At 62.7% G+C, this 21028-nt stretch carries 20 protein-coding genes and 1 pseudogene; 16 read left to right on the top strand and 5 right to left on the bottom strand.

Annotated elements, in window-relative coordinates:
* The first annotated feature begins 127 nt into the window (after positions 1-127).
* From ACT53M_RS06540 to ACT53M_RS06515, 6 genes are all read left to right on the top strand, one after another.
* Positions 128-514 carry a hypothetical protein gene (locus ACT53M_RS06540; protein WP_157105510.1) on the top strand — a complete coding sequence of 129 codons (387 nt, stop codon included), beginning with the start codon at positions 128-130 and terminating at the stop codon, positions 512-514.
* 447 nt (positions 515-961) lie between these two features.
* The gene (locus ACT53M_RS06535) at positions 962-1255 is read left to right on the top strand and encodes a VirB8/TrbF family protein (protein WP_476232211.1); all 294 of its coding nucleotides are present in this window, start codon (positions 962-964) and stop codon (positions 1253-1255) included.
* On the top strand, positions 1252-2112 hold the full coding sequence (trbG, locus tag ACT53M_RS06530) for a P-type conjugative transfer protein TrbG (protein ID WP_476232209.1): 861 nt from the start codon (positions 1252-1254) through the stop codon (positions 2110-2112). The genes ACT53M_RS06535 and trbG overlap by 4 nt, the downstream gene beginning before the upstream one ends.
* A complete protein-coding gene (locus tag ACT53M_RS06525) occupies positions 2109-3332 on the top strand; it encodes a TraB/TrbI/VirB10 family type IV secretion system protein (RefSeq protein ID WP_476232207.1) in 1224 nt (407 codons plus the stop codon). The genes trbG and ACT53M_RS06525 overlap by 4 nt, the downstream gene beginning before the upstream one ends.
* A gap of 9 nt (positions 3333-3341) precedes the next feature.
* Positions 3342-3437, top strand: a complete 96-nt coding sequence (locus ACT53M_RS06520; protein WP_084445151.1) for a DUF2274 domain-containing protein — start codon at positions 3342-3344, stop codon at positions 3435-3437.
* Between the two features lie 71 nt (positions 3438-3508).
* Positions 3509-3727, top strand: coding sequence for a helix-turn-helix transcriptional regulator (locus tag ACT53M_RS06515; RefSeq protein ID WP_084445150.1), 219 nt, complete (start codon positions 3509-3511; stop codon positions 3725-3727).
* A gap of 236 nt (positions 3728-3963) precedes the next feature.
* Here ACT53M_RS06515 and ACT53M_RS06510 read toward each other — a convergent pair.
* Positions 3964-4318, bottom strand: a pseudogene (locus ACT53M_RS06510) (transposase); the annotation flags it as partial.
* A gap of 57 nt (positions 4319-4375) precedes the next feature.
* On the opposite strand from ACT53M_RS06510, the gene ACT53M_RS06505 reads away from it, so the two are divergent.
* The 9 genes from ACT53M_RS06505 (at position 4376) to ACT53M_RS06465 (ending at position 15244) form a co-directional block, all read left to right on the top strand.
* Positions 4376-4615, top strand: a complete 240-nt coding sequence (locus ACT53M_RS06505) for a hypothetical protein (RefSeq protein WP_157105508.1) — start codon at positions 4376-4378, stop codon at positions 4613-4615.
* Positions 4616-5316: 701 nt separating this feature from the next.
* Entirely contained in the window at positions 5317-7560 is a 2244-nt protein-coding gene (locus ACT53M_RS06500) for a TonB-dependent receptor (protein WP_476232205.1), read from the top strand.
* A 243-nt stretch (positions 7561-7803) separates the two neighbouring features.
* Positions 7804-9003 (top strand): CoA transferase, encoded by a 1200-nt coding sequence (locus ACT53M_RS06495; RefSeq protein ID WP_198161935.1) that lies wholly within the window; start codon positions 7804-7806, stop codon positions 9001-9003.
* Between the two features lie 122 nt (positions 9004-9125).
* Positions 9126-9914, top strand: coding sequence for an SDR family oxidoreductase (locus ACT53M_RS06490; protein ID WP_476232204.1), 789 nt, complete (start codon positions 9126-9128; stop codon positions 9912-9914).
* A gap of 3 nt (positions 9915-9917) precedes the next feature.
* On the top strand, positions 9918-11033 hold the full coding sequence (locus ACT53M_RS06485; RefSeq protein ID WP_476232203.1) for an acyl-CoA dehydrogenase family protein: 1116 nt from the start codon (positions 9918-9920) through the stop codon (positions 11031-11033).
* Positions 11030-12184 carry an acyl-CoA dehydrogenase family protein gene (locus tag ACT53M_RS06480; RefSeq protein WP_476232202.1) on the top strand — a complete coding sequence of 385 codons (1155 nt, stop codon included), beginning with the start codon at positions 11030-11032 and terminating at the stop codon, positions 12182-12184. Before ACT53M_RS06485 ends, ACT53M_RS06480 begins: the two co-directional genes overlap by 4 nt.
* 91 nt (positions 12185-12275) lie before the next feature.
* Complete coding sequence (locus ACT53M_RS06475) at positions 12276-13019, top strand: enoyl-CoA hydratase/isomerase family protein (RefSeq protein ID WP_476232201.1); 744 nt, start codon at positions 12276-12278, stop codon at positions 13017-13019.
* 100 nt (positions 13020-13119) lie between these two features.
* Positions 13120-14103, top strand: coding sequence for an NAD(P)H-dependent flavin oxidoreductase (locus ACT53M_RS06470; RefSeq protein ID WP_476232200.1), 984 nt, complete (start codon positions 13120-13122; stop codon positions 14101-14103).
* Positions 14104-14194: 91 nt separating this feature from the next.
* Entirely contained in the window at positions 14195-15244 is a 1050-nt protein-coding gene (locus tag ACT53M_RS06465; protein WP_064310796.1) for an NAD(P)H-dependent amine dehydrogenase family protein, read from the top strand.
* Between the two features lie 88 nt (positions 15245-15332).
* On the opposite strand, the gene ACT53M_RS06460 is transcribed toward ACT53M_RS06465, so the two are convergent.
* On the bottom strand, positions 15333-16172 hold the full coding sequence (locus ACT53M_RS06460; protein WP_476232199.1) for a phytanoyl-CoA dioxygenase family protein: 840 nt from the start codon (positions 16170-16172) through the stop codon (positions 15333-15335).
* 115 nt (positions 16173-16287) lie between these two features.
* On the opposite strand from ACT53M_RS06460, the gene ACT53M_RS06455 reads away from it, so the two are divergent.
* Complete coding sequence (locus ACT53M_RS06455; RefSeq protein WP_064310794.1) at positions 16288-16761, top strand: MarR family winged helix-turn-helix transcriptional regulator; 474 nt, start codon at positions 16288-16290, stop codon at positions 16759-16761.
* A gap of 127 nt (positions 16762-16888) precedes the next feature.
* Here the strand turns inward: ACT53M_RS06455 and ACT53M_RS06450 are convergent, their stop codons facing one another.
* The 3 genes from ACT53M_RS06450 to ACT53M_RS06440 are packed head-to-tail and all read right to left on the bottom strand — an operon-like array spanning position 16889 to position 21019.
* On the bottom strand, positions 16889-17995 hold the full coding sequence (locus tag ACT53M_RS06450; protein ID WP_476232198.1) for an amidohydrolase family protein: 1107 nt from the start codon (positions 17993-17995) through the stop codon (positions 16889-16891).
* A gap of 22 nt (positions 17996-18017) precedes the next feature.
* Positions 18018-18812 carry an enoyl-CoA hydratase/isomerase family protein gene (locus ACT53M_RS06445; protein ID WP_084582326.1) on the bottom strand — a complete coding sequence of 265 codons (795 nt, stop codon included), beginning with the start codon at positions 18810-18812 and terminating at the stop codon, positions 18018-18020.
* A gap of 11 nt (positions 18813-18823) precedes the next feature.
* Positions 18824-21019, bottom strand: a complete 2196-nt coding sequence (locus ACT53M_RS06440) for an acyl-CoA dehydrogenase (RefSeq protein ID WP_476232196.1) — start codon at positions 21017-21019, stop codon at positions 18824-18826.
* Positions 21020-21028 lie beyond the last annotated feature (9 nt).

Genomic DNA, 21028 nt, shown 5'->3' with positions numbered 1-21028 from the left:
TCGGCGTCATGCCGACGCTGAATCAGCATTTGGGGCAGGATGGAAGCTCGCTAACAATGTGCCGATGATAGATGGACAACTCAGAGCGGTTTGCTTCTGGATCGCGGCCTTCGCGGGGCTCGCGTCGGTGGCCAGCATTCTGTTCGCTCCCATGCGCTTCATTCTGCTGCCGAGCACGATCTTCGTCGGCGCGACAGCTGTCCTCCTTTTCTTAAGGATGCTGTTCAGCCGGACTTACCGGCGGGGTGTCGATGCCGCAAATCGAGAGATGCAGGGCAATGACCCTTGGCCCGGCCGGCCGAAGAAGTTTCGTGATTCAGATTGGGGGCTCTTTGGTAGCCGGGCCGGGTCATCGGCGCTGCTTTGGCTCCGAGCCGTGCTTGTCCTGGGGCTTTTGCCCTTGGGATTGCTTCAAAATTGGATCGGGATGGAGGTCGTTTGGCTTTGGTTCGCCGGTGCCTTCGTAGCAGTGGAACTCAGCTTAATGCACTTAGCGTTGTCGCAACCGCGCTGAGGGCGTCCTGCATGTCAGCCGTTTATGAGTTTACGACCTAAGCGGGCACGTTCGCCTTTTGGAGTCAATTTATTCAGTTGGCTTTGAAATAGAATATGTGAGAGGTCGTAGTTTTTAATGATTCGGAAAAGAAGATGGTTGCTGTACAACTTTATCGCAATCGTGTGATAACAAGTTTAGGCAGCGGTGCTGCACGCTGAAATACGAAAGTCTAGGTGCGGCATCGTCGTTTGAGTGCCTGCGCGTCCGGTGTTTCATTTCATTGGAGAAGGGCGAGAATTCTGTAATAGGGTATTGCGTCTGCGGTTCGTCGCATTAGTCTGGGGCCGCGCCGCGAGGGCGGCGCCGAGGCTTGAGAACCTCGCTTGGGAAAGTTTGACCCGCCATCGAGACTGCCGGGTGGCCGACGCGCATGTCCAAGCCGCTTGCGGCTAAAGGCGTCGGCGCATGTCTCAAGTGAAGTGGACCGAGACCGCCTATGAGCGCGGGAGCGGTGCAGGCACTTCCCATTGGACCGGCATCCTGACGATCCTGAGCAAACCGCCGGTATCCGCCGACACACTCCGGAAGAACCCGCTCGGTATCTACATCGACGCGATCTACTGGAGCCGTGAACTCGAGCCCGCAGCGTCGCCTGCTTCGACGCATACTGCGCACCCGTCCAGCAATGTGCCGCTCGGCTCGCCGCTCGACCCGAACCTTGATGCGCAACCCACCGTCAATACGGAGACACAGCCATGACGAGACCCTTCGCAATCGCCGCGCTGCTGGTGCCTTGCCTGATCGTTGCAGACGCCAGCGCAGGGGCAATTTCGCCGCGCGATAATGCCGGGCGCGTTCCCTCGCCGATTGTCGGCGCCGAGGAGGGGGCTACGAACGTTCCCGTCGTGCAGGGCTCCGTCAACGCCGTGCAGACATATCCGTTCGCCGATGGTGCCATCTACTCCGTCGCCACGGCGCCCGAGCGGGTAACCGACATTGCCTTGCAGCCGGGCGAAACGCTGGTCGCGGTCGCGAGCGGCGACACGGCCCGCTGGGTGATCGGCGATACCACCAGCGGTTCGGCCGCGGAGCGGCGGACGCATGTGCTTGTCAAGCCGTTCAGCGCCGGCCTCTCGACCAACCTCGTCATCACCACCGACCGGCGCACCTATCACCTCAACCTGACCAGCAGGGCCAAGGCGGCAATGGTCGCGCTCGCCTGGACCTATCCGCAGGACGCGCTGATCGCGTTGAAGCGCGCCACCGCAGCAGCCGAGGCGGTTGCACCGGTGGCCACCGGGATCGAGGTCGAGCAGTTGCACTTCAATTATGCCGTGTCGGGCGATCGACCCGCCTGGCGGCCCCTTCGCGCGTTCGACGACGGGCGCCAGACCTTCGTCGAGTTTCCGGCAACGCTGGCGGTGGGGGAGGCACCGCCCCTCTTCCTCGTGGACGGGAAGGGCGAGGTCCAGCTCGTCAACTACCGCGTGAAGGGGCGCTTCTATGTCGTCGATCGCATCTTCGACGTCGCCGAGCTTCGTCTCGGCACGAAGCATCAGCAGATTGTCCGCATCCGCAGGGTGGCGGAAGGTTCGCCTGACCGGAGGGCATCATGACCGCCGAGGCAGCATCCCCACCGGCACCCGAAGCGCCTGCCATCCCGGCCAAGGTGGATCCGGAAACGCTGGCGCTTCGCGCACAGCCCGCGCGTGCGATCCGCTTCAAGCGAGGCGCCATTGTCGGCATAGCGGCGCTCGGCTCGGTCAGTCTGGCGGCGACGGCCTGGGTGGCGCTTCGGTCGACGGACCTGCACCTGGCTGCACCAACACAAGACACGCCCGTAGCGGTGAAGGCACCCGCCGATACCCTTAACCGCCTGCCGGGCAGCTATGGCGACGTGCCGAAGCTCGGCCCGCCCTTGCCGGGCGACCTCGGTCGGCCGATCCTCGAGCATCAGCGCGCCATGGCTATCGCGCCGCCAGCGGAGAGCGGGACGCCGCGTGCCGATCAGGCCGCCGTAACCGAACGGGAGCGAATGGCTGCAGAACTGAAGGCAGCGCGCGAGTCGGGGGTGCTGGTGCAATCGGGCAATCGCAACGATCCGGCCCGCACCGCCGATGCGACCCCATCCTCGCCATCCGTCCAAGCCACCGATGCGTCGCGGCTCGCGATCGATCCCGATCGTGATCCCAATGCGCAGCAGCGCAAGGCTGACTTCGTGGCTGCGCGCGACAGCGGCGGCGATGTCAATGCGCACCGGCTGAGCCCGCCAGTGTCACCGAACATGCTGTCCGCCGGCAGCGTCATCGCGGCGAGCCTGATCACCGGACTCAGGTCCGATCTCCCCGGGCTCGTCATCGCTCAGGTGACGGAGCGGGTCTTCGACAGCGCGACGGGCAGTATCCTTCTCATCCCCCAGGGTGCGCGGCTGATCGGCAGCTACGACAGTGTCGTCGCTTTCGGGCAGAAGCGCGCGCTGGTGGTGTGGCAGCGGATCATCCTGCCGGACGGCAGCTCGGTCCGGCTCGACAATGTGCCAGCAACTGACCCGTCGGGCTATGCCGGGCTTGCGGATCGGGTCGATTTCCACACCTGGGCGCTGCTCAAGGGCGTTGCGATTTCGACCCTGCTCGGCGTCGGTGCAAACATGACCTTCTCCGGCGAGAGCGATCTCGTACAGGCGATCCGCCAATCGACCCAGCAAAACGTCTCGCGTGCCGGTGACCAGATCACCTCCCGCAACCTCCAAATCCAGCCGACCATCACGATCCGACCGGGCGCGCCGGTTCGGCTGGTCGTCCACCACGATCTCATTCTCGCGCCGTGGCGCGGTTAGGAGAACACCATGGTAGATCTCAAACTTGCGCGCATTCCTGATCGGACCCCGGTCAAGCTCACCATCACGGTGCTGCCACAGCTGCATCTTGCGCTCGGCGACTAGGCGCGCGTTTATGCGGAGACCTATGGCCGCGAAGAGCCGGCGCGCGAGGCGCTGGCACGCGAGAGGGTGAAATGACCCCGCCCGAGGAAGTCGACCGGTTGTTGCGGATCGACGAGGTGAAGCGGCGCGTGAGGCTGGGTAAGACGATGATCTATCGCCTCATTCGGCAGCAGCGATTTCCTGCACCCTACAATTTATCGCCTTCACGGCCCGCTGGAGCCAGCGTGAGGTGGTCGAATGGATCGACCGGGTCAAGGATGGCTTCGAGGGGCAAGAAACGCGGCTGGTAGCGTAGCGGTGCTGGGAAAAAATTTGGTATCACAGCGACTTGGTGTCACCAAAAATTTTCGGGGCACGCGACGGGGCATTTCTCCGGAAACCTTCGTCTCCTCGGCGGGATTTACGAAGGGAAGCGCCTGTGGGTTCGAAGTCGTGTGCGGAGCGGCGGCGATTGACGTTGGAGGAAATCGCTGTGATCATCGCGTAGGAGCCGATCAGGAGGTAGCTGGGGCGGCTTTTTCGGCGGCGTGCTCATCCCCTGTGCGTACATCGACACAATCTTGTCGTCGAAGCCGGGAAACCGCCGCTGATATTTGGCGATCAGCTGCGGATCGAAGTTCGCCTGGCGGTCGCGGCACCGCAATCGCCAGGCTCCCGGTGTCGGTCATCGCCGTCTTCCGGCCATAGCCGTTCCGCGTGTTGCCGCCGCCGTCCTCACCGGCGAGGCGATGGTTCATCTCCGCGTTCAACGCGCGCTCCGCCAGCGCCTTTTTCAGCGCATCCAGCAAGTCGGCTTGCTGCGGTGCTGTTGCCGCATCCCCGCCGGCCAGAAGCTGGTCCAGCAACTCATTTGGTATCGCGGGCTCTTTGCGTCGGGATATCTCGGGTCTCTTTCTTACCCTCTATGCCCGCCCGCACACGAAATTCCTGAAATTGCCATGTTCTACGATGGCGGCGTCCTCGACCCGCGCTTCGTGAAGGTCCGGATTTTAGAAGAGCAAGCCGCAAAGCCAAAAGGCTGCAGCGAGGCAAGCGAGCGGTATGATCCCCATCATGGCGCAACGGATGTCTGCCATATCGATCCAACGCGCGGCACCGACTCTTTTCAGCATATCGCCTCTCCTGGCCACGGATCGTGTGATCTCTTTGGCACCACACGCATGCGGATGGTGCCGTGATGGAGCGGGCACTGCCGTATACGCAGCCACATATATTCCATATTAGCCAGGCAGTGGGGAGGCTGGCGCTCAAAAATCACATTTGCGATACAGGATGCCAAGTGTCCGGAATCAGGACCGGTACTCCCGCGGGCGCAGACCGAGCCAAATGATGCACCATGGTCGCTCGGCGAGCAGTGGTCGACGCGCTTCTCGCAACAGTCGAAGACCGGTTCGGCCGCGGACGCCGAACAGGAACGCGCAGGCCTTCTCTTGCGGATCGAGCTCGGAGTCTTTGACGGATATAGCATTTGCGCCGGATCAGCGATCTACACGACTACCCACCATCGGTCGCGGAGATCGGCCCGCGCGCGCTCGCTTCGATCAGCTGCGCGCACGGGACGCACTGAGATGCGCCTGATTGCCGCGGCGGCGCCTCGGATCGATCATTCCGACCGGGCAGGCGCGCCGCGATCCCACTGCCTCGGATCTCCAAAGGAAGTGTCGGTTCGATGCCAGAGCGATGCGCCTTTGGCGAGCTTGTGTCCCAAATATCGTATGCGTGATGTCACTTTGGGATGCGCATGATTGACGGAACAATCGTCCCGCGATACCAATTTCGAACTTCCGCTTGATAAAAAATTGCCCCGGGCAAAGCGATGACGCTTGGACAGGGACTAGCATGATAGAGGGGCGGGAGGCGCTTTTGGGAGAGGAAAAGAATGCGCCATACTCGTACCTGGTGCCCATTGCTGGGCGCTACAGCTGCCTCGTTCGTGATGTTTGCTGTTCCCGCGATCGCTCAGGATGCGGCGCCAGTGCCGGGCTCCTCGCCGGCCCAGCCGGCGCAAGCGTCGCCGACTAATCAGGAGCAGCTCGAAAACATTATCGTTACCGCGCGACGAACATCGGAGAATCTCCAGAATGTTCCCGTTGCGGCATCCGTGCTGAGCTCGGATTCGCTGGAGCGCCAGCAGATCCGTCGTGCGACGGATCTCCAGTTCAGTGCACCAAGCCTGGTGATCACGCCGGACCCCCTGGGAGGGTCGGGCGCGCCGGTCTTCCAGTTGCGTGGCCAGACTTCGCCGCTGGGTGCCGATAACACCGTCGTAAACTATTTTGGAGACGTGCCCGTCGACTCGCGCGTGATTGCGGCCGGTATCTTCGATCTGGCCTCGGTGCAGATCGTCCGCGGTCCGCAGGGGACCCTTTTCGGTAAGAACAGCACGGGCGGCGCGGTTCTGTTTACCCCGCAAAGAGCAAATACGCGCGACGTGAGCGGCTATGTAACCGGGAACATCGGTAACTATGACCTTCTGCAGTTCACCGGCGCCATCAACCTGCCGATCGTCAAGGACATTCTGGGCGTACGCCTTTCCGGGCAGGTCGCTCGCCAGGACGGCATGGTCAAGAATTTGAGCGGGCCTGACGGAAACGACAAGGATTATACCGCACTTCGAGCAGCGGTTACGCTGACCCCTGTGGACGGGCTCGAGAACGATCTGCTTGTCACCTATTTCAATGGCAAGCAGCACTTGAACCCCCCGATCACGAAGACACTCGGTGGCTTCGGCCTGTTTTTCCCTCCCGCGCTGGCCGGACTTGCACGCCAGCAGCAGTTGGGTAACCGGACGATCGATCAGTCATATTCTCCGGATTACGATAATAACAAGAGCTACCTTATTGCTAACACCACCTCCTATGAGTTTGGCGGTGTTACATTGAAAAATATCTTTGGATATTACGATATAAAGAACGCTTTTGACCTTAATTCGACGAGCCTTAATTTTCCGATGGTCGATGTTGCACAGGCTCGTCATCAGACCCAAATCAGTGACGAACTGCAGGTATTTGGTAAATCCTTTGAAAATAGCCTGACGTGGTTGATGGGTGGTTTCATATCCAGGCAAAAGACTAGAGTGGATCAGACGACAACTCTATTCAGTACGAGCCCTACGCTATTCGATACATCATTCGATCGATATACGTCCAAGGCGTTGTTCGGTCAGGTCACCTATGATTTCAGTAATCTTGGGCTGACCGGCGTCAAAATCACCGGTGGCCTACGGCATACCTGGGATACCCGCGTAGGATCGAACAGGGGAGTTCCTGATCCCCTACGGATAAGCGACAAGGAACTGAGCTCGACCTTGGGTGTCGACTATCAGGTCACCAGTCATGTGTTGATCTATGTAGCCAACCGGCACAGCTACAAGGCAGGCGGATTCAACCTGATTTCTCCGGCGATCCCACCGGCGCTGCGAACCTACGCACCTGAGAAGCTCACGGACTATGAAATCGGCGTCAAAGCCGATGCGCATATCGGCCGAGTGCCTGTTCGTGCCAATCTGGCGCTATACCAGGGCAAGTATTCGAATATCCAGACTCAGGTCACAGGCTCGTGTGGTGCTAGCCAGAACTCCAACTCATTGATCGTTAATGCGGGCAAGGGTACCCCAAAGGGGATCGAACTCGAACTGGAGGCGCGACCGCTGAAGGGCCTGCAGCTGAATGGTTTCTATAACTTGACTCTCGGCAAGTACGACCAGTTTGCCATACCGGATGTCAATGGATGCACGCTGGCAGTGGCTTCGCGCAATCTTACCGGGCAGAACTTCGGCAACATTTCCAGGGATACGGCTGGGCTTACGGCAATCTATACCATTCCTCTGAATGGAAATGGCGAAGAGCTGGCGTTCAACGGTAACGTATACTACCGAAGCTCACGCCTGGGCAATGACCTCCAGGGGTTCAATAGCGCGCAGGCAGGCTATACGCTGCTTAATGCGCGCATCGATTACAACAATATCGGTGGGAGCCGAATTAGTGCGGGCATCTACGCGCGCAATATTACGAATGAACTCTACAGCCTTACGCGCAATTTCCAATTGCAGGGGGCGGGTTACGAAACCTTCACCTATGGTGACCCGCGCACCTATGGGGTGGAGGCGACGTTCCGCTTCTGAGTGTCCCCATGCGGGGCGCATCGGGCGTCCCGCATGGCAAGCTGCCAGGTCGCTTTGGCTACAACGCTTTCAAGCCGCCGTGCGCCTTGCCCGGTCCTTGCTGCGGAACCTTCGGTGGATGTTGACCGGGAAGTGATCGTTGCCGCCGTCCTGTGGCGCCGGTGCATGGCTTCTGGTGGCACTATCGTCGAAATATGGAGATACCGAATGACCTCAGGATCGCCACCCGGCGCTCTTTCCGGCTTGACCGTGCTGGATATGACCCGGGTCATCGCCGGTCCGCTTGGCGGGCAGATTTTGGGGGATCTCGGTGCCGAGGTGATCAAGATCGAGCGCCGGGGAGAGGGCGATGACTCGCGGCGGGTCGGTCCTCCCTGGTTACGGCAGCCGACCGAAACCAGCTCCGGGGAGTCGACCTACTTTCTATCGGTCAACCGCAATAAACGCTCGATCGCCGTCGATTTCGCGACCGCGGCAGGGCAGGCGATTATCCGGCGGCTGGCGAGCGCGGCTGATATCCTTATCGAGAATTACCGCACCGGTACATTGGAGCGCTACGGTCTCGGCTATGCGGCGCTGCGCGAGATCAATCCCAGGCTGATCTATTGCTCGATCACGGGCTTCGGCCAAACGGGCCCGTATGCGGAGCGTTCGGGCTATGATTTCCTTGTTCAGGGAATGGGCGGGGTGATGAGCGTCACCGGTCACGCCGATACGGAGGAAGGGGCGGGGCCGTTGCGGGTCGGCATACCCGTCGTCGACGCCTTCGCCGGAATGAATGCCGTCATCGGGATTCTCGCAGCGCTCGAGCATCGGCGCAAGACCGGGGAGGGGCAGCAGGTCGATATCTCCCTGTTCGAATCGCTAGCAGCGGCATTGCTCAACACGTCGTCTTCGTGGCTCAATGCCGGGGTAAAGTTGGGCCGGACCGGCAACGATCATCCCAGTGCCGCGCCGTACGGCGTCTTCCGTGCCTCCGACGGCCATATCATCATCGCGACGTTCAACGATCGGGAGTTCGTCCGGCTCGCAAACGTTCTGGGGCACCCCGAATGGCTTAGCGATACTCGCTTCATGCGCAATGGCGATCGGGTCCGCAATCGTCCGGCGCTGAAGGCGCTGATCGCCGACATCATCCGTACAAAGACACGCGCCGAGTGGGTGTCGATCCTGAACGATGCCACAGTGTCCGCCGGCCCGATCAACGACATTGAGGATATGGAGCGGGACGCGCAGGCAATTGCCCGCAACATGTTCCTGACGCTCTCCTCCGGCGCGTTCGGGGATGTCCGTACCGTTGCCTCGCCCTATCGACTTTCCGCTACTCCCCCCGCCTATCGTTACCCGCCGCCTGCCGTCGGGGAGCATAATGACGAGATCCTGGCAGAGGCAGGATATTCGGAAACCGAGCGCGCTGCGCTTCGGGCCGCCGGCGTGCTCTGAGCGCCGGCGGTGTGCTGGACGATGACGGCATCGCGATACCTGGTCCCGGATCGAGGGAATGGAATTGCGAGCGTTTCGGAGCAGGCCATGAGAATTCGCTGAGATGAAGAAGGATGCCCGCAATGGATAGTCAGCCGACCGCCAACCCCATGTCCCTTGTCGATAGGACGGTCATCGTTACCGGGGCCGCCCAGGGCATTGGCCGGGCAGTCGCCGATCTGGTGGTTGCGCTGGGCGGCAATGTCGTGATCGCGGACATGAATGGCGATGCCCTCGAAGCGGCCAAGGCCGAGTACCCCGAAGGACGCTATCTGGGCGTGAAGGCCAATATCGCCGACGCCGCCGATGTGGATGCGCTGGTGCAATACGCCGTCGACACGTTCGGCGCCGTGCATGGCCTGGTGAACAATGCCGGCATCACCCGTCCCGCGATGTTGTCGAAAATGACGCTTCAAGAATGGGATCAGGTGATCAGCGTTCACCTGACCGGCGCGTTTCTGTGTTCGCAGGCCGTCGGCAACCATATGATCGAACGTGCAAAGGCGGGGGATCCCAACCCCGGATCGATCGTCAACATCTCCTCGGATGCCGGGGTCCAGGGAACGATAGGCCAGGTAAACTACGCAACGGCCAAGGCGGGCATCATCGGCATGACGATGTCTACGGCGCGCGAATGGGCGAAGTACAATATTCGCGCCAACTGCGTCGCCTTTGGCGTGGTGGTCACGCCGATGACGGAGACGGTGCGCAGCGAGAAGTTCGCCGAGACCTATCTGTCGCGGATCCCACTGGGCCGGTGGAGTTCCGCGGAAGAGGCGGCGAAGCCCGTCTGCTTCCTGCTCTCCGATGCGGCTTCTTTCATCACGGGCCAGCGGTTGTCCGCCAATGGCGGCATGCAGATGGCCGGGTGATCCATGGGCTGGCGCACCGATGACGAACTGCAGCAGATGCTGCGCGACAGCGCTACCGCATTCCTCGGCGATGCGGGCGGGCCGGGCCATTTCCGGGGGGTGCGTGCGTCCGAAACCGGTTTCGACGCCGACACGTGGCGGCGCATGGCCGAACTCGGCTGGACAGGCATGCTCCTGCCGGAAAGACTGGGCGGCGCCGAACTCGGACTGAGTGCGGCCCTTCCGTTGGCGGAGGAACTCGGCCGCGCGCTTTCGCCCGAACCTTTTGTTGCGTCGGCGATCCTGGCGGGGACGCTCCTGGCCCGCGGCGCCGGGCCGGTGGCAGCGGCGCTCGCCACGGGGTTGGCACAAGGCCATCGATCGGTCACGCTCGCCTGGCAAGAGCGGCGCGGCGGCGTCGGCATTCCGGCGTTCGGGACGCGCCTGGCCGCCGGCCGGCTGCAGGGAGCAAAGGTGCACGTGCCCGCCTGGCACCCTGGCTCGGCACTCTTGGTTGCCGCACAAGGCGATGACGGCCCTGTCGTGGTAGCGGTCGATCCATCGGCCTCGGGAGTCACCCTCGTCGTTGCGCGCGCAACCGATGGTACTCTGACTGCCGACATCGTGTTCGACGATGTTCGTGTGACTGCCGATGCCGTGATTGTGGAGGGCGATGCTGCGCGGGTCGCGCTCGAGCACGCAATCGCACGCGGCACCGTCGCGGTGAGCGCGCAACTCGAGGGCCTGGCAAAGGCGCTGTGGCAAGAAACGCTGGCCTATATGCAGCAGCGTGCGCAGTTCGGCAGCGCGCTGTCGGAATTCCAGGCGCTGCGGCATCGCATGGTGGACCTCTATAGCCAGATCGAACTCGCCGCCGCCAGCTGGCGCAAGGCGGCGCACTGCGTCGAAGAGGGCAAGCTTTGGGGGCCGGCCGTGCACGCAGCCAAAGCCCGTTGCAGCCAGGCAGCCCAGGAAATGGCGCGCTGGGCGATCCAGTATCACGGAGCCTTCGGCTATACCGACGAAGCGGATGTAGGCCTCTACGTCCATTGCGCGCTGCGCTGGTCCAGCTGGCTCGGCAGTGCCTCCGCGCATCGCCGGGCAGCGCTGATGGCGCATCGCGGCGGAAAGGGCGCATGATGACGCAAGACCTCAACCTGCTGTCCAACGACGCGTTTCGCGCCCGGTGGCGCGACTGGCTGGAGCAAAATTATCCGGCGGAATGGCGCATCCCGATCATCCGCCGGCTTGCCGGTGATGAGGAACGGCGGTGGCACCGGATGACCTATGAAGCCGGCTGGCGCGCGCCTGCCTGGCCAAAGCAATATGGCGGCCTGGGCCTGAGCCTAGAAAAACAGCTCATCCTGAACGAGGAGATGGAACGCCATCGCTGCGCCCGCGTGCTCGACAGCGGCGGGGTGCTGCTGGCACCGGTGCTGATGAAATATGGCACCGATGCGCAGCGATCGCGCTACCTGCCGGCGATCCTGCGCGGGGAAGATCTGTGGTGCCAGGGCTATTCCGAGCCCAATGCGGGTTCCGATCTGGCCAGCCTGCGGACCTCGGCGGTGCGGGATGGAGAGGCGTTCCTCGTCAACGGCCAGAAAATCTGGACGACGCTGGCCGGCTGTGCGGACCGCATCTTCGTGCTGGTGCGGACCAACAAGGAGGTGAAGAAGCAGGCAGGTATCAGCTTCCTGTTGGCGGACATGGACACGCCCGGCTTGACCGTGCGCCCCATTCTCAACCTCGCCGACGAAGACGAACTCTGCGAGATCTTCTTCGAGAATGTGCGCATTCCTGCGGAAAATCTGGTCGGCGCGCTCGACCAGGGCTGGACGGTGGCCAAGGCCCTGCTCGGGGATGAGCGCATATCCAACGGCGCCCCCACCTTACCCAGGCAGGCGTTCGAAGTGCTCGAGCAACTGATCGAAACGCGCGGGCTCGCCGAAGATGCCGGGGTGACGGATAGGGCTGCTTCCTTGTTCTGTGACGTGCACGATCTTGCCGCGCTGCATTCGCAAGTTGCGGACGCGGCAATTCGCGGCGAGGTCGACAATGCCGTGCTGGGCATGATGAAGGTCCTCGCGACGGAGGCGTTCCAGAATATCTCGGAGGAGATACTGAATGTCATCGACGAGGATGCCGGGCTGCAGACGCCGACGATCGGCGCGGAAAGCCCGTTGGATCTCCGCAAGATATACATGATCGCGCGACCGTCGACCATCTATGCCGGCGCAAGCGAAGTTCAGCGCAACATCGTTTCCAACACGCTGATGGGTAAAAGCTGAACGCGGCAATTTCTCCGGCACCTCGCCTTTATACGTGGGGCGAACCCTGGGGCATAGGGGCGATCGCTGCTGAGCAAGGAGGTGAGACAGCGTGACTTCTTTGGTAGATCGAAGCGACGCGGACGGCGTTGCTACCCTGACGCTAAATCGTCCGGAGGTTCTGAATGCGCTCTCAGCGGGCAGCTTCCGGGAACTGCGCGCTCATATCGACGCCATCGCTACCCAGACGGAGGCCATCGGTTGCGTCGTCCTGCGCGGTGCCGGGCGGTCCTTCTGCGCCGGAGCCGATCTCAAGGCGTTCAAGGAACGGAAGCCGACCGATCCCGACCCCACCGCCTTCAATCGCGCCACCCTGTCAGCCCTGGCCGCGCTTCCGCAACCCGTGATCGCAGCCGTCCAGGGCCATTGCCTAACAGGCGGCCTGGAACTGGCGCTGACCGCCGACATCCTTTTCGCGGCGGAGGATGTACGGTTCGGGGATACCCATCAGAAATGGGGATTGCACGCAGGCTGGGGGCTGACTCAACGGCTCCCGCGGCGGATCGGCCGTGCCAGGGCGAAGGAAATGATGTTCTCCGGTCGCGAAGTCCTGGCCGAAGAGGCGGTGCGCATCGGGCTGGCGAACAGGTCGTTTCCAACGGACCGCTTGCACGAAGAGGTCCAGGCGTTCGCTGCGCGGATCGCCAGTCACCCGCGCGGCGTGACCCGTTGGCTAAAGACGATGATCGATGGCGGCGCCGAGATGCCGCTCGCCGACGGGCTGGCGATGGAGATCGAGACCAATCCGGGCCGCAACGCCGATCTGGCGTCGCGTCTGGAAAGCGGCGGCTTCTAGGGGATGCGGCGCGGGCGGGAAGTGGCAGGAGGTCGTGCTGCGGCGCTGCTGCACACCCGCAGCCCCGAGGATGAACGAGGGAGTCACAGGGAGGCTAATGATGGAACTCTTGGACACGCCGCTATTCTCGGGAATGCGTCTGCCGCTGGTGGCGGCGCCCATGTTCCTCGTCACCGGCCCCGATATCGTCATCGCGGCATGTTCCGCCGGTATCATGGCCGGCGTTGCCTCAGCGTCGGCGCGTTCTGCGGAGGAATATGACGAATGGCTCGATCGGATTGCCGGGGAACTCGCCGCCTTTGAAGCGCGCACCGGCCAGCGGGCGGGGCCTTATGCCGCCAATCTAAGCGCAGGCGCGGGCAGGGACGCGCACCGTGCCGGCTTGTTCGAGAGGCAATTGGAGGTCTGCAGGCGGCGGCGGGTACCGATCGTCATCAGCGTGGGCGGTGCACCGGCTGATCTTGTCAAGGAAGTGCACGGATGGGGCGGCGTCGTTTTCCATGACGCAACGAGCGTTCGCCATGCCAAAAAGGCGGCGGAGGCAGGAGTCGACGGCATCAATCTGATCGCAAGTGGTGGTGGTGGCCATGCCGGCGCTGTCAGCGCCTTCGCCCTCGTCCCGCAGGTTCGCACCTTTTTCGACGGCGTGATCGTCCTTGGCGGCGCGATCGGCACGGGCGGCGGCATTCTGGCGGCGCAGGCGCTGGGTGCGGATCTCTGTTACATGGGCACCCGCTTCATCGCCACGAAGGAATCGATGGCGCCGGATGCCTATAAGGCGATGTTGGTGGCGGCGGATACCAGCGACATCCTCTACACGCCTGCCTTCACGCGCGGGGTGCCTTGCAATTTCATGCGATCGTCCATCCGCGCGAACGGGTTCGACCCAGACCACCTGTCCGTCGACACCGTCGCGCAGGATCCCCGTTCCTCCGAGCGCAAGCCCTGGCGGGATATCTGGGCTGCCGGCCAAGGCGTCGGGCTGATTGACGACGTTCCCGCCGTGCAGGATCTCGTTGACCGCATTGCCGCGGAATATGGTGAAGCGACGAAGCGCCTGCGCGAGCGCACGCGACGCTCGTAGGATCTTCATATATTCTATTGAACATTAGATTTAAATAGGTACCCTCGTTTCGAGCGATTTCCAGCAAGAAGAACCCGAGCAGGAGAGAGAAATGGCGAAAAAGCGAGTTGCCGTCTGGGGTACGGGCCCCATCGGAATGCCCGGCCTGCGCGGCCTGATCGGTCATCCAGAATATGAGTTGGTCGGTCTTCTGGCCTGGTCACCCGACAAGATCGGTCGCGATGCCGGCGATATCGCGGGGCGTCGGAAGACAGGCGTCATTGCGACCGCCGATCCGGCCGAGCTGTTGGCGCTCAAGCCCGATTGTCTGGTTTACCAGGGAAACTATTCGCATCGCGAAGCGGAATGTGTGGCGGATGTGGTTCCGTTTCTCGAGGCCGGCATCAATGTCGTGGGGCCTGCGCTGATGGATCTCATTGCCCCCGAATTCGGCCGCAGCGCGTTTGTCGAGCCGATCGCGCAAGCCTGTGAAAAGGGCGGAGCCTCGATCTTCTGTGGCGGCACGGATCCCGGCTATATGACGATCGGCCATCTGTTCAGCCTGTTGTCGGGTGCCGGTGAAGTCGACACCGTCGATGTCTGCGAGATATCCAACCTGAACGGCTATGGCAGCTTCCTGTCCATCATGAACTGGGGGTTCAACCAGCCGCTCGATTATCGCGCACCGATGTTTTACGATGATATCGGCAAGGGCTGGCATGAAAGCACCATCTGGGGGATCGCCGATTATCTGGGCGTCGAGCTGGACGAGATCGTTCAAACCTATGAGACGGCGGCGCTCGATCATGATTATGATGCAGCCTGGGGCAAAGGGCTTGCCAACACGATCGCCGCGGTCCGCTGGACGATGCGCGGCATGTACAAAGGCAAGCCGCTGATCATCTACCGCAAGGTGGAGCGGTGCCATGTCGACGCCGGGCCCGAATTCGAGCAGCCGCTGAACGGCGCCGAGTGCGGCTATCAGGTGATCATCAAGGGTGAGCCCAATATCCACACCGAGATGGCGCTCAGCCTCTATGATGGGTGTGCGATCACCGCCCTGCACCCGATCAACGCCATCAACGAGGTCTGCGCAGCGAAGCCGGGCATCCTCGGCCAGCTGGACATGCCGCACTTCTACTCCAGGAACATCCGCCGCTGAGGGGGGCGTGCGGGCCGCAGCATCTCCCTGGCTTTCGGCGGACGCGCGGCGTTGCGTGCGTCCGCCCTATCAGGCGCAACGGTGCCGGTCAGCAGACCGGGAATGCATCCGGATACGCACCGATCTTCGCGGCATCCGGGATATCGTCCTTTGCGCGCAACCCCCGCATCCGGCCGGGTGAGGGGAAGGCCTTGCCCCGGGGAGCGTGATAGCGGAGGTCCGGCCCGCCGAGCAGCACCGCATAGGCGCGCCGGGGAGTGGGGTGATTGGGATGCCCCCCGGCACCGTGCACGACGTTCCCCTGGAAGGCGAGCACGTCGCCGGGCGCCACGTCGAAGGTCAAGATGTCGAAGCTTTCCGGGAAACGTGCGACGTCTGGCACCATCGGCATCCCGGGATCGCCAATTCCCGTCGCGCCTTCCTTGGCGGACGGGTCGCCCGATCGAACCTGGGTGCTGAAGATCATGTCCCACCGGTGCGAGCCTCGGAGGACCTGCACCGTCAAGTGTCGCGGCGAGAAATCGCAGGGAAACCATAAGCGAACGATGGACTCCCCGCGCACGCGCAGAAAAGGTGTGTCCTGATGCCATGGCGTCGCCACTACCGGCCCGCCAGCCTTATAGAAAACCTGGTCCAGGATGAGCTGCGCCGATGGGGCTTGCATCAGGGCCGATCCGATCGCTCCGATTCGTCCCGACCCCAGGAGATCCGCTAGAACCGGGCTCTCCATCGAGGCATAGTCGCGAACGACCGTGGCGCCGCCGGTTGCGCCGCCTTCGACCACGGTCGCGGGACCCCGCTCCTCTCGATAGCATTGCTCGATGCCGCGCTCGAGCTGGGCGACGTCTGCGCTCGACAAAGCGCCTTTGATGAGCACGGCGCCGTCACGGCGATATTGTTCGATATGGGCGGGTGTAACGACCGACATGAACCCTCTCCTATTTGACACAACGTTCCACTTTGGAACTTTAGAGTCAATCTGGAAAACGGCGTTGCAATGTGCGAGGCTTCGCGCTTGCCCGTCATTCTGCCGGAAAGAGTTCATGAAGCCCCTCTCGACTGCCTCGCATCCGCTGGTTCCCCTTGTCGACGAAGTCATCCGGCTGAAGGGCCGGCTGGACGGTCTGTTCGCGGATGTGGCGCCGTCGGTGAACCTCTCGCAAATGGAACTCACCATCCTCACCGCGGTCGTTGAGGCCACGCGCCCCCCGACGGTGCCGCAGATCGGCCGAAGCCTCGGTCTGCATCGCCAGGTCGTTCAGCGCACGGCCAACCGCTTGGTGACGGCAACACTGCTACGGACGGAGCCCAATCCCGATCACAAGCTCGCCCATTTCCTGCAGGTCACCGAGGCGGGAGCGGCCGTCTATCAGGCCGCAACCGAACGTGCGACGCGGACGGCCGAGGCGGTGCTGGAGGCGCTTTCCGTGGAGGCATGCCAGCGCGTGGCCGCAGAGCTACGCGCGGTGCGGACGACGATCGAGGCATATCTGCGGAAACCGGACGGGAAGCGGTAGCGGCGCACAAGGCAGGCATCGCCTGCAGTTGGGTCGGTGCCTGTTGCCTTGCGCGCGATGCGGGGCAGAAGGGTTTGAGAAGGCGCCCGGCTACGCCTCCTCCCTGATTACGGCAAACCGCGCAGGCTCAAATGCCCCAGAGCTGGGCGGCGTTGCCGCCAACGATCTTCTTGAATCGCGCTTCCCCGGCCTTCTCGTAGATCTGCTTGGCGATCTGCATGGATTCGCCGAAGACGCCTTCGGGGTGCGGATAGTCGATCGACCACATCAGCTTGTCCTCGCCGATCCAGTCGATCAGATCGAGCGCGACCGGATCGTCCATGAACGTCGTCCAGCAATTCTGATACCAATAGTGGCTGGGCTTGTGTTCGATGCGGGGGCGAATGGCCGAGATATAGTCGCGGTAGATCTTGTCCGCGCCGGTGATCGTCGGCGGAACCCAGCTGGCGCCGCCTTCGGTGAAGACGATCCGCAGATTGGGAAACCGATCGAAGAGACCCGCGAAAACGAGTTGGCCGAAGAGCGCGTTGAACGGTTGGAGATTGCGGTTGATGTTCGCCGCCAGCGCCCCCGTGCCCGTATATTCGAGCGCCACGCCGATATGGATCGAAAGCGGCAGACCGGCTTCGGCGATGGCTTCCCACATGGGGAGCATTTCCGATCCGTTATAGCGGACGCCGCGCGGTGCCGACGGGATTTCGACGGCCTTGAAGCCAAGCGCCTTGATCTTCTGCATATAGTCCCGGGTCATCTCGGGTTTGTAGAAGGTCGGGAGATAGGCGACCGGGAACAGTCGGTCGGGCGCGATCATTCGCCATTCGGCCAACCACTCGTTGAAAACGTCGATGCACTTGAACCAAAGGTCCTTGTCCTTCATGCGGATCAGTGCGGCAGCGCGCGAGTGGAACGTGATCGACGCATCGATGCCTTCGGCATCCATGTCTTCGAGCCGCTTCTGGGTGTCCCAGAAGCCGGGCCGTCCCTCCGGAAACGAGAGATCGAAGCCCGGCGTGTTGTAGGATTCACCATCCACGACCAGATGGAAGATGCCGTGTTCGTCTTGCCAGAATTTGGGCGCGCGATCCTTGTCGGGGCCGGTCAGCCGCTCTTCCCAAAGATTTTGGGCCTCCATCAGATGATCGTCGGCGGAAATGAACCGCGTGCCGGCTGGCGGTGTCCAATCGCCCTTCGACAATTTCCTGTTCTTCGGCCAGAATTCGGTCAGGTCATTCATAGCGCTAGCTCCTAAGACAACGTCATTTTTTCTTCGAAAGCTTTTCGATCATGGCAGCGATCAGGCTGCGGTGCTCGTCACCGAGGAAGAGGATGCTGTTGGCGAGGCGTTCCACGTTACGGGCCTGTTGCCGCTCGAGATCCGCCGTCAGCTCGATCGTCAGCTTGGAGATGGCGACCGCTTCGGGGGGGAGGGAGGCTAGTTTTTCGCAGAACGCCTCGACGCGGGCGCCGAAATCCTCATCGGAAAACACGTCATGCAGCAGGCCCATGCTCAGTGCTTGCTGCGCGCTCGCCGTTGCCCCGGCCAGCACGAACCAGCGCGCCCAATGGGGGCCGATCAGGCGCGTCAGCCGGCTCGTCCCGCCCGAGCCCGGGATGCAGCCGATATCGATTTCCGGCATCCTGTAGGTCGCCGAGGAAGCGGCGAGGCGGAAGTCGCACGAGAGCGACATTTCGAACGCGCCGCCAAAGCAGGGCCCCTGATGCGCGACGACGATCGGCTTCTCGATGGCCTCCATTTCGTCGAACATGCTGTGGAAGCTACCACGCCCGCGGCGATACCATGTCCGTTCGTTCGACGAGCTTCCCGCCGTGTCGCCCTTCTTGATGTCGGTCAGGTCGGCCCCGGCGGAAAAATACTTCCCGTTCGCGCGGATCAGCAGCACCCGCAGGTCGCGTCGATCCCGGAAGACATCCAAGGCATCTGCGATGCCGTCGGCGATCGCCATGTTGATCGCGTTGTACTTCGCCGGCCGGTTGAGCACGAGTTCGAGGATCGCGCCGCGCTCTTTCCGGAGCAGATCGGGTTCGGACATTGGTTGCACTCCTAGCTTCGGGTCCGCGGAAGCCCGAGCGCGGATTCCGCCACGATGCTGCGCTGCACTTCGCTGGTGCCGCCATAGATCGTCGCCTGAATCGCCTTGCGGCTTTCGAGCTCTACGGTGCCAAGGTCGGTATGCGCCTGGATCAGCGACCATGGCGCGGCGAGTTCGACCAGTTCGCTCGAGCAGCTGACCAGCGCCTCGGAGGCGAACAGCTTCGCCATGGGGCCGTAATATTTCTTGCCCTGGCCGCTCACGAATCCCCACAGGCATCGCCTGTCGAGGACATCCGCGACGAGCAGGCGGGCATGACATTGGGCAAGGCGCGCGCGGACTCGCTGCCGGTCGATCGGCCGCTCGCCCTGGGTGTTGGCGGCGTGCGCCCAGGCGAGCGCATGGCGGAGCATGATACGCAGGGCACTTACGAAGAAGTCGCCGCCGCCCTGTTCCAGCGCCAGCGCGAGGCCGAGAACCTTGGTTCCTCCATTGACGTCGCCGATCCGATAGCGATCCGGGACGCGCATGTCGGAATAATAGGTGATGTTGGTCCGCTCGCCACCCAGCGTCTTGATCTCGTGTACTTCGAAGCCGGGGATGGAAACGGGCACGAGGAAAAGCGTGAGACCGGCATGCTTGGGCAGCGCCGGGTCCGTTCGGGCGATCAGCAGGACATAGTCGGCCAGATGGCCCTGGCTGGTGAACATCTTCTGTCCGTCGATGATCCAGTCGTCGCCATCGCGGGTGGCGCGCGTCTTCGCGGCGAAGATGTCCGACCCGGCCGAAGGCTCGGAATAGCCGAGAGCGACGTTCCGCTCCCCGGACGCGAGTCCGGGAAGGACTTCTTCTTTCACCTCTTCCGAGGCGAAGTGCATGAGAATCTTGCCGACCATGTGCGTCACCGTGCCGGGCACGCGGGGCCACTCGAACTCGCAATAGACTTCGTTCAGTGCTGCCATCTCATAGGGAGTCCTGTCGCCCCCGCCGAGGGCGGCAGGCCAATCCGCGTAGAGAAAGCCCGCCTTGGCCAGCTGGGTGTTGAAGGGGTGGTCGCCGTCGTCGGTTTCGTGGATGAATCGGCGCATTTCGGGAGTCATGTGCGCGGCGAAGAAGGCGCGGGCCTCGGCCGCATAGGCTTCCGCGGCATCGCCGAGCCCGAAGCTGATCTCGCCGCTGCCGATGTCGGGCACGGGATCCGTCCGCCCACCCCAGAGGCGGTCGCCGAGCAGGTTGAGCTCGGCCTCGGGATCGCCGAGCAGCATCGACCAGGCGCGGGCCCGCCGGAAATAGATCTGCGCGTCATACTCCATCGACACGCCGTAGCCGCCGAAGGTCCGCATAGCCCGGATCGTCGCCGCGGAGGCAGCGCGGGTCGACCACCAAAGCGCTGCCGAGATCTGCGCGGCGCGGGCGGAAGGTTCGGCTTCCGAGGCCGCCCGCCAGCAGAGCAATTGCGCACCCTCGACATCGGTAACGGCGTCGGCGAGCGGATGTGCGAGGCCCTGGAAGCTGCCGATCGGCCGGCCGAATGCCTCGCGCTCCGACGCGTAGGCTGCGGCATGCTCGAGCGCCTTGCGGCCCATGGCGGCGATATTGGCGGCCGCGAGCAACTTCCATTCCTCGATGCCGGCCTGCCAGGCGGCGCATGCGTCCGGACCGGAGGCGAGTGCCAGCGCATTTTCGAGATCGATCGTTATCATAGCCAGCGGCAGCGTGCCGAGGTTGGCCGGAACCGTCCGATCTGCGGGCACGGCGGCGAGATAGACGGTTGCCCCGTCCGAACAGAGGACCCGATCGGCGATGGCGCCGGCGGGAACCAGTTGCGGCATACCGGCTTCCACAGGGTGGAGCGCGACGGTGAGGATCGAACCGCCTGCAATGTCCTCCAGGACGGCATGCCCGGCGGGTGCGATGTCCGCGAGAATTCGGCTCGCCACGGCGCATTCGATCAGTGGCACCGATGCCAGATAGCTGCCGAGCGTTTCGGCAACGACCACCGCATCGATAAGGGCCAGGCCGCCGCCCCCCCGCCCCTCCGGCACCCGCATCAGGGGAAGGCCGAATCCGACCAGTTCCGTCCAGAGTGCCGGATCATATCCCAGCGGTTCTGCGGCCCGGATGCGTGCCGAAGTCGATTCGTTCTGAAACAGTCGCTCAAGGCTGTCCCGCAACAAGGCCTGTTGTTCGCTGAGTTGCAGGTTCAAATGCCATCT

Source organism: Sphingomonas sp. DMC6 (assembly GCF_056314225.1).
Note: the sequence above shows the minus strand (reverse complement) of the source record. Positions and strands in the feature narration are given on the sequence as shown.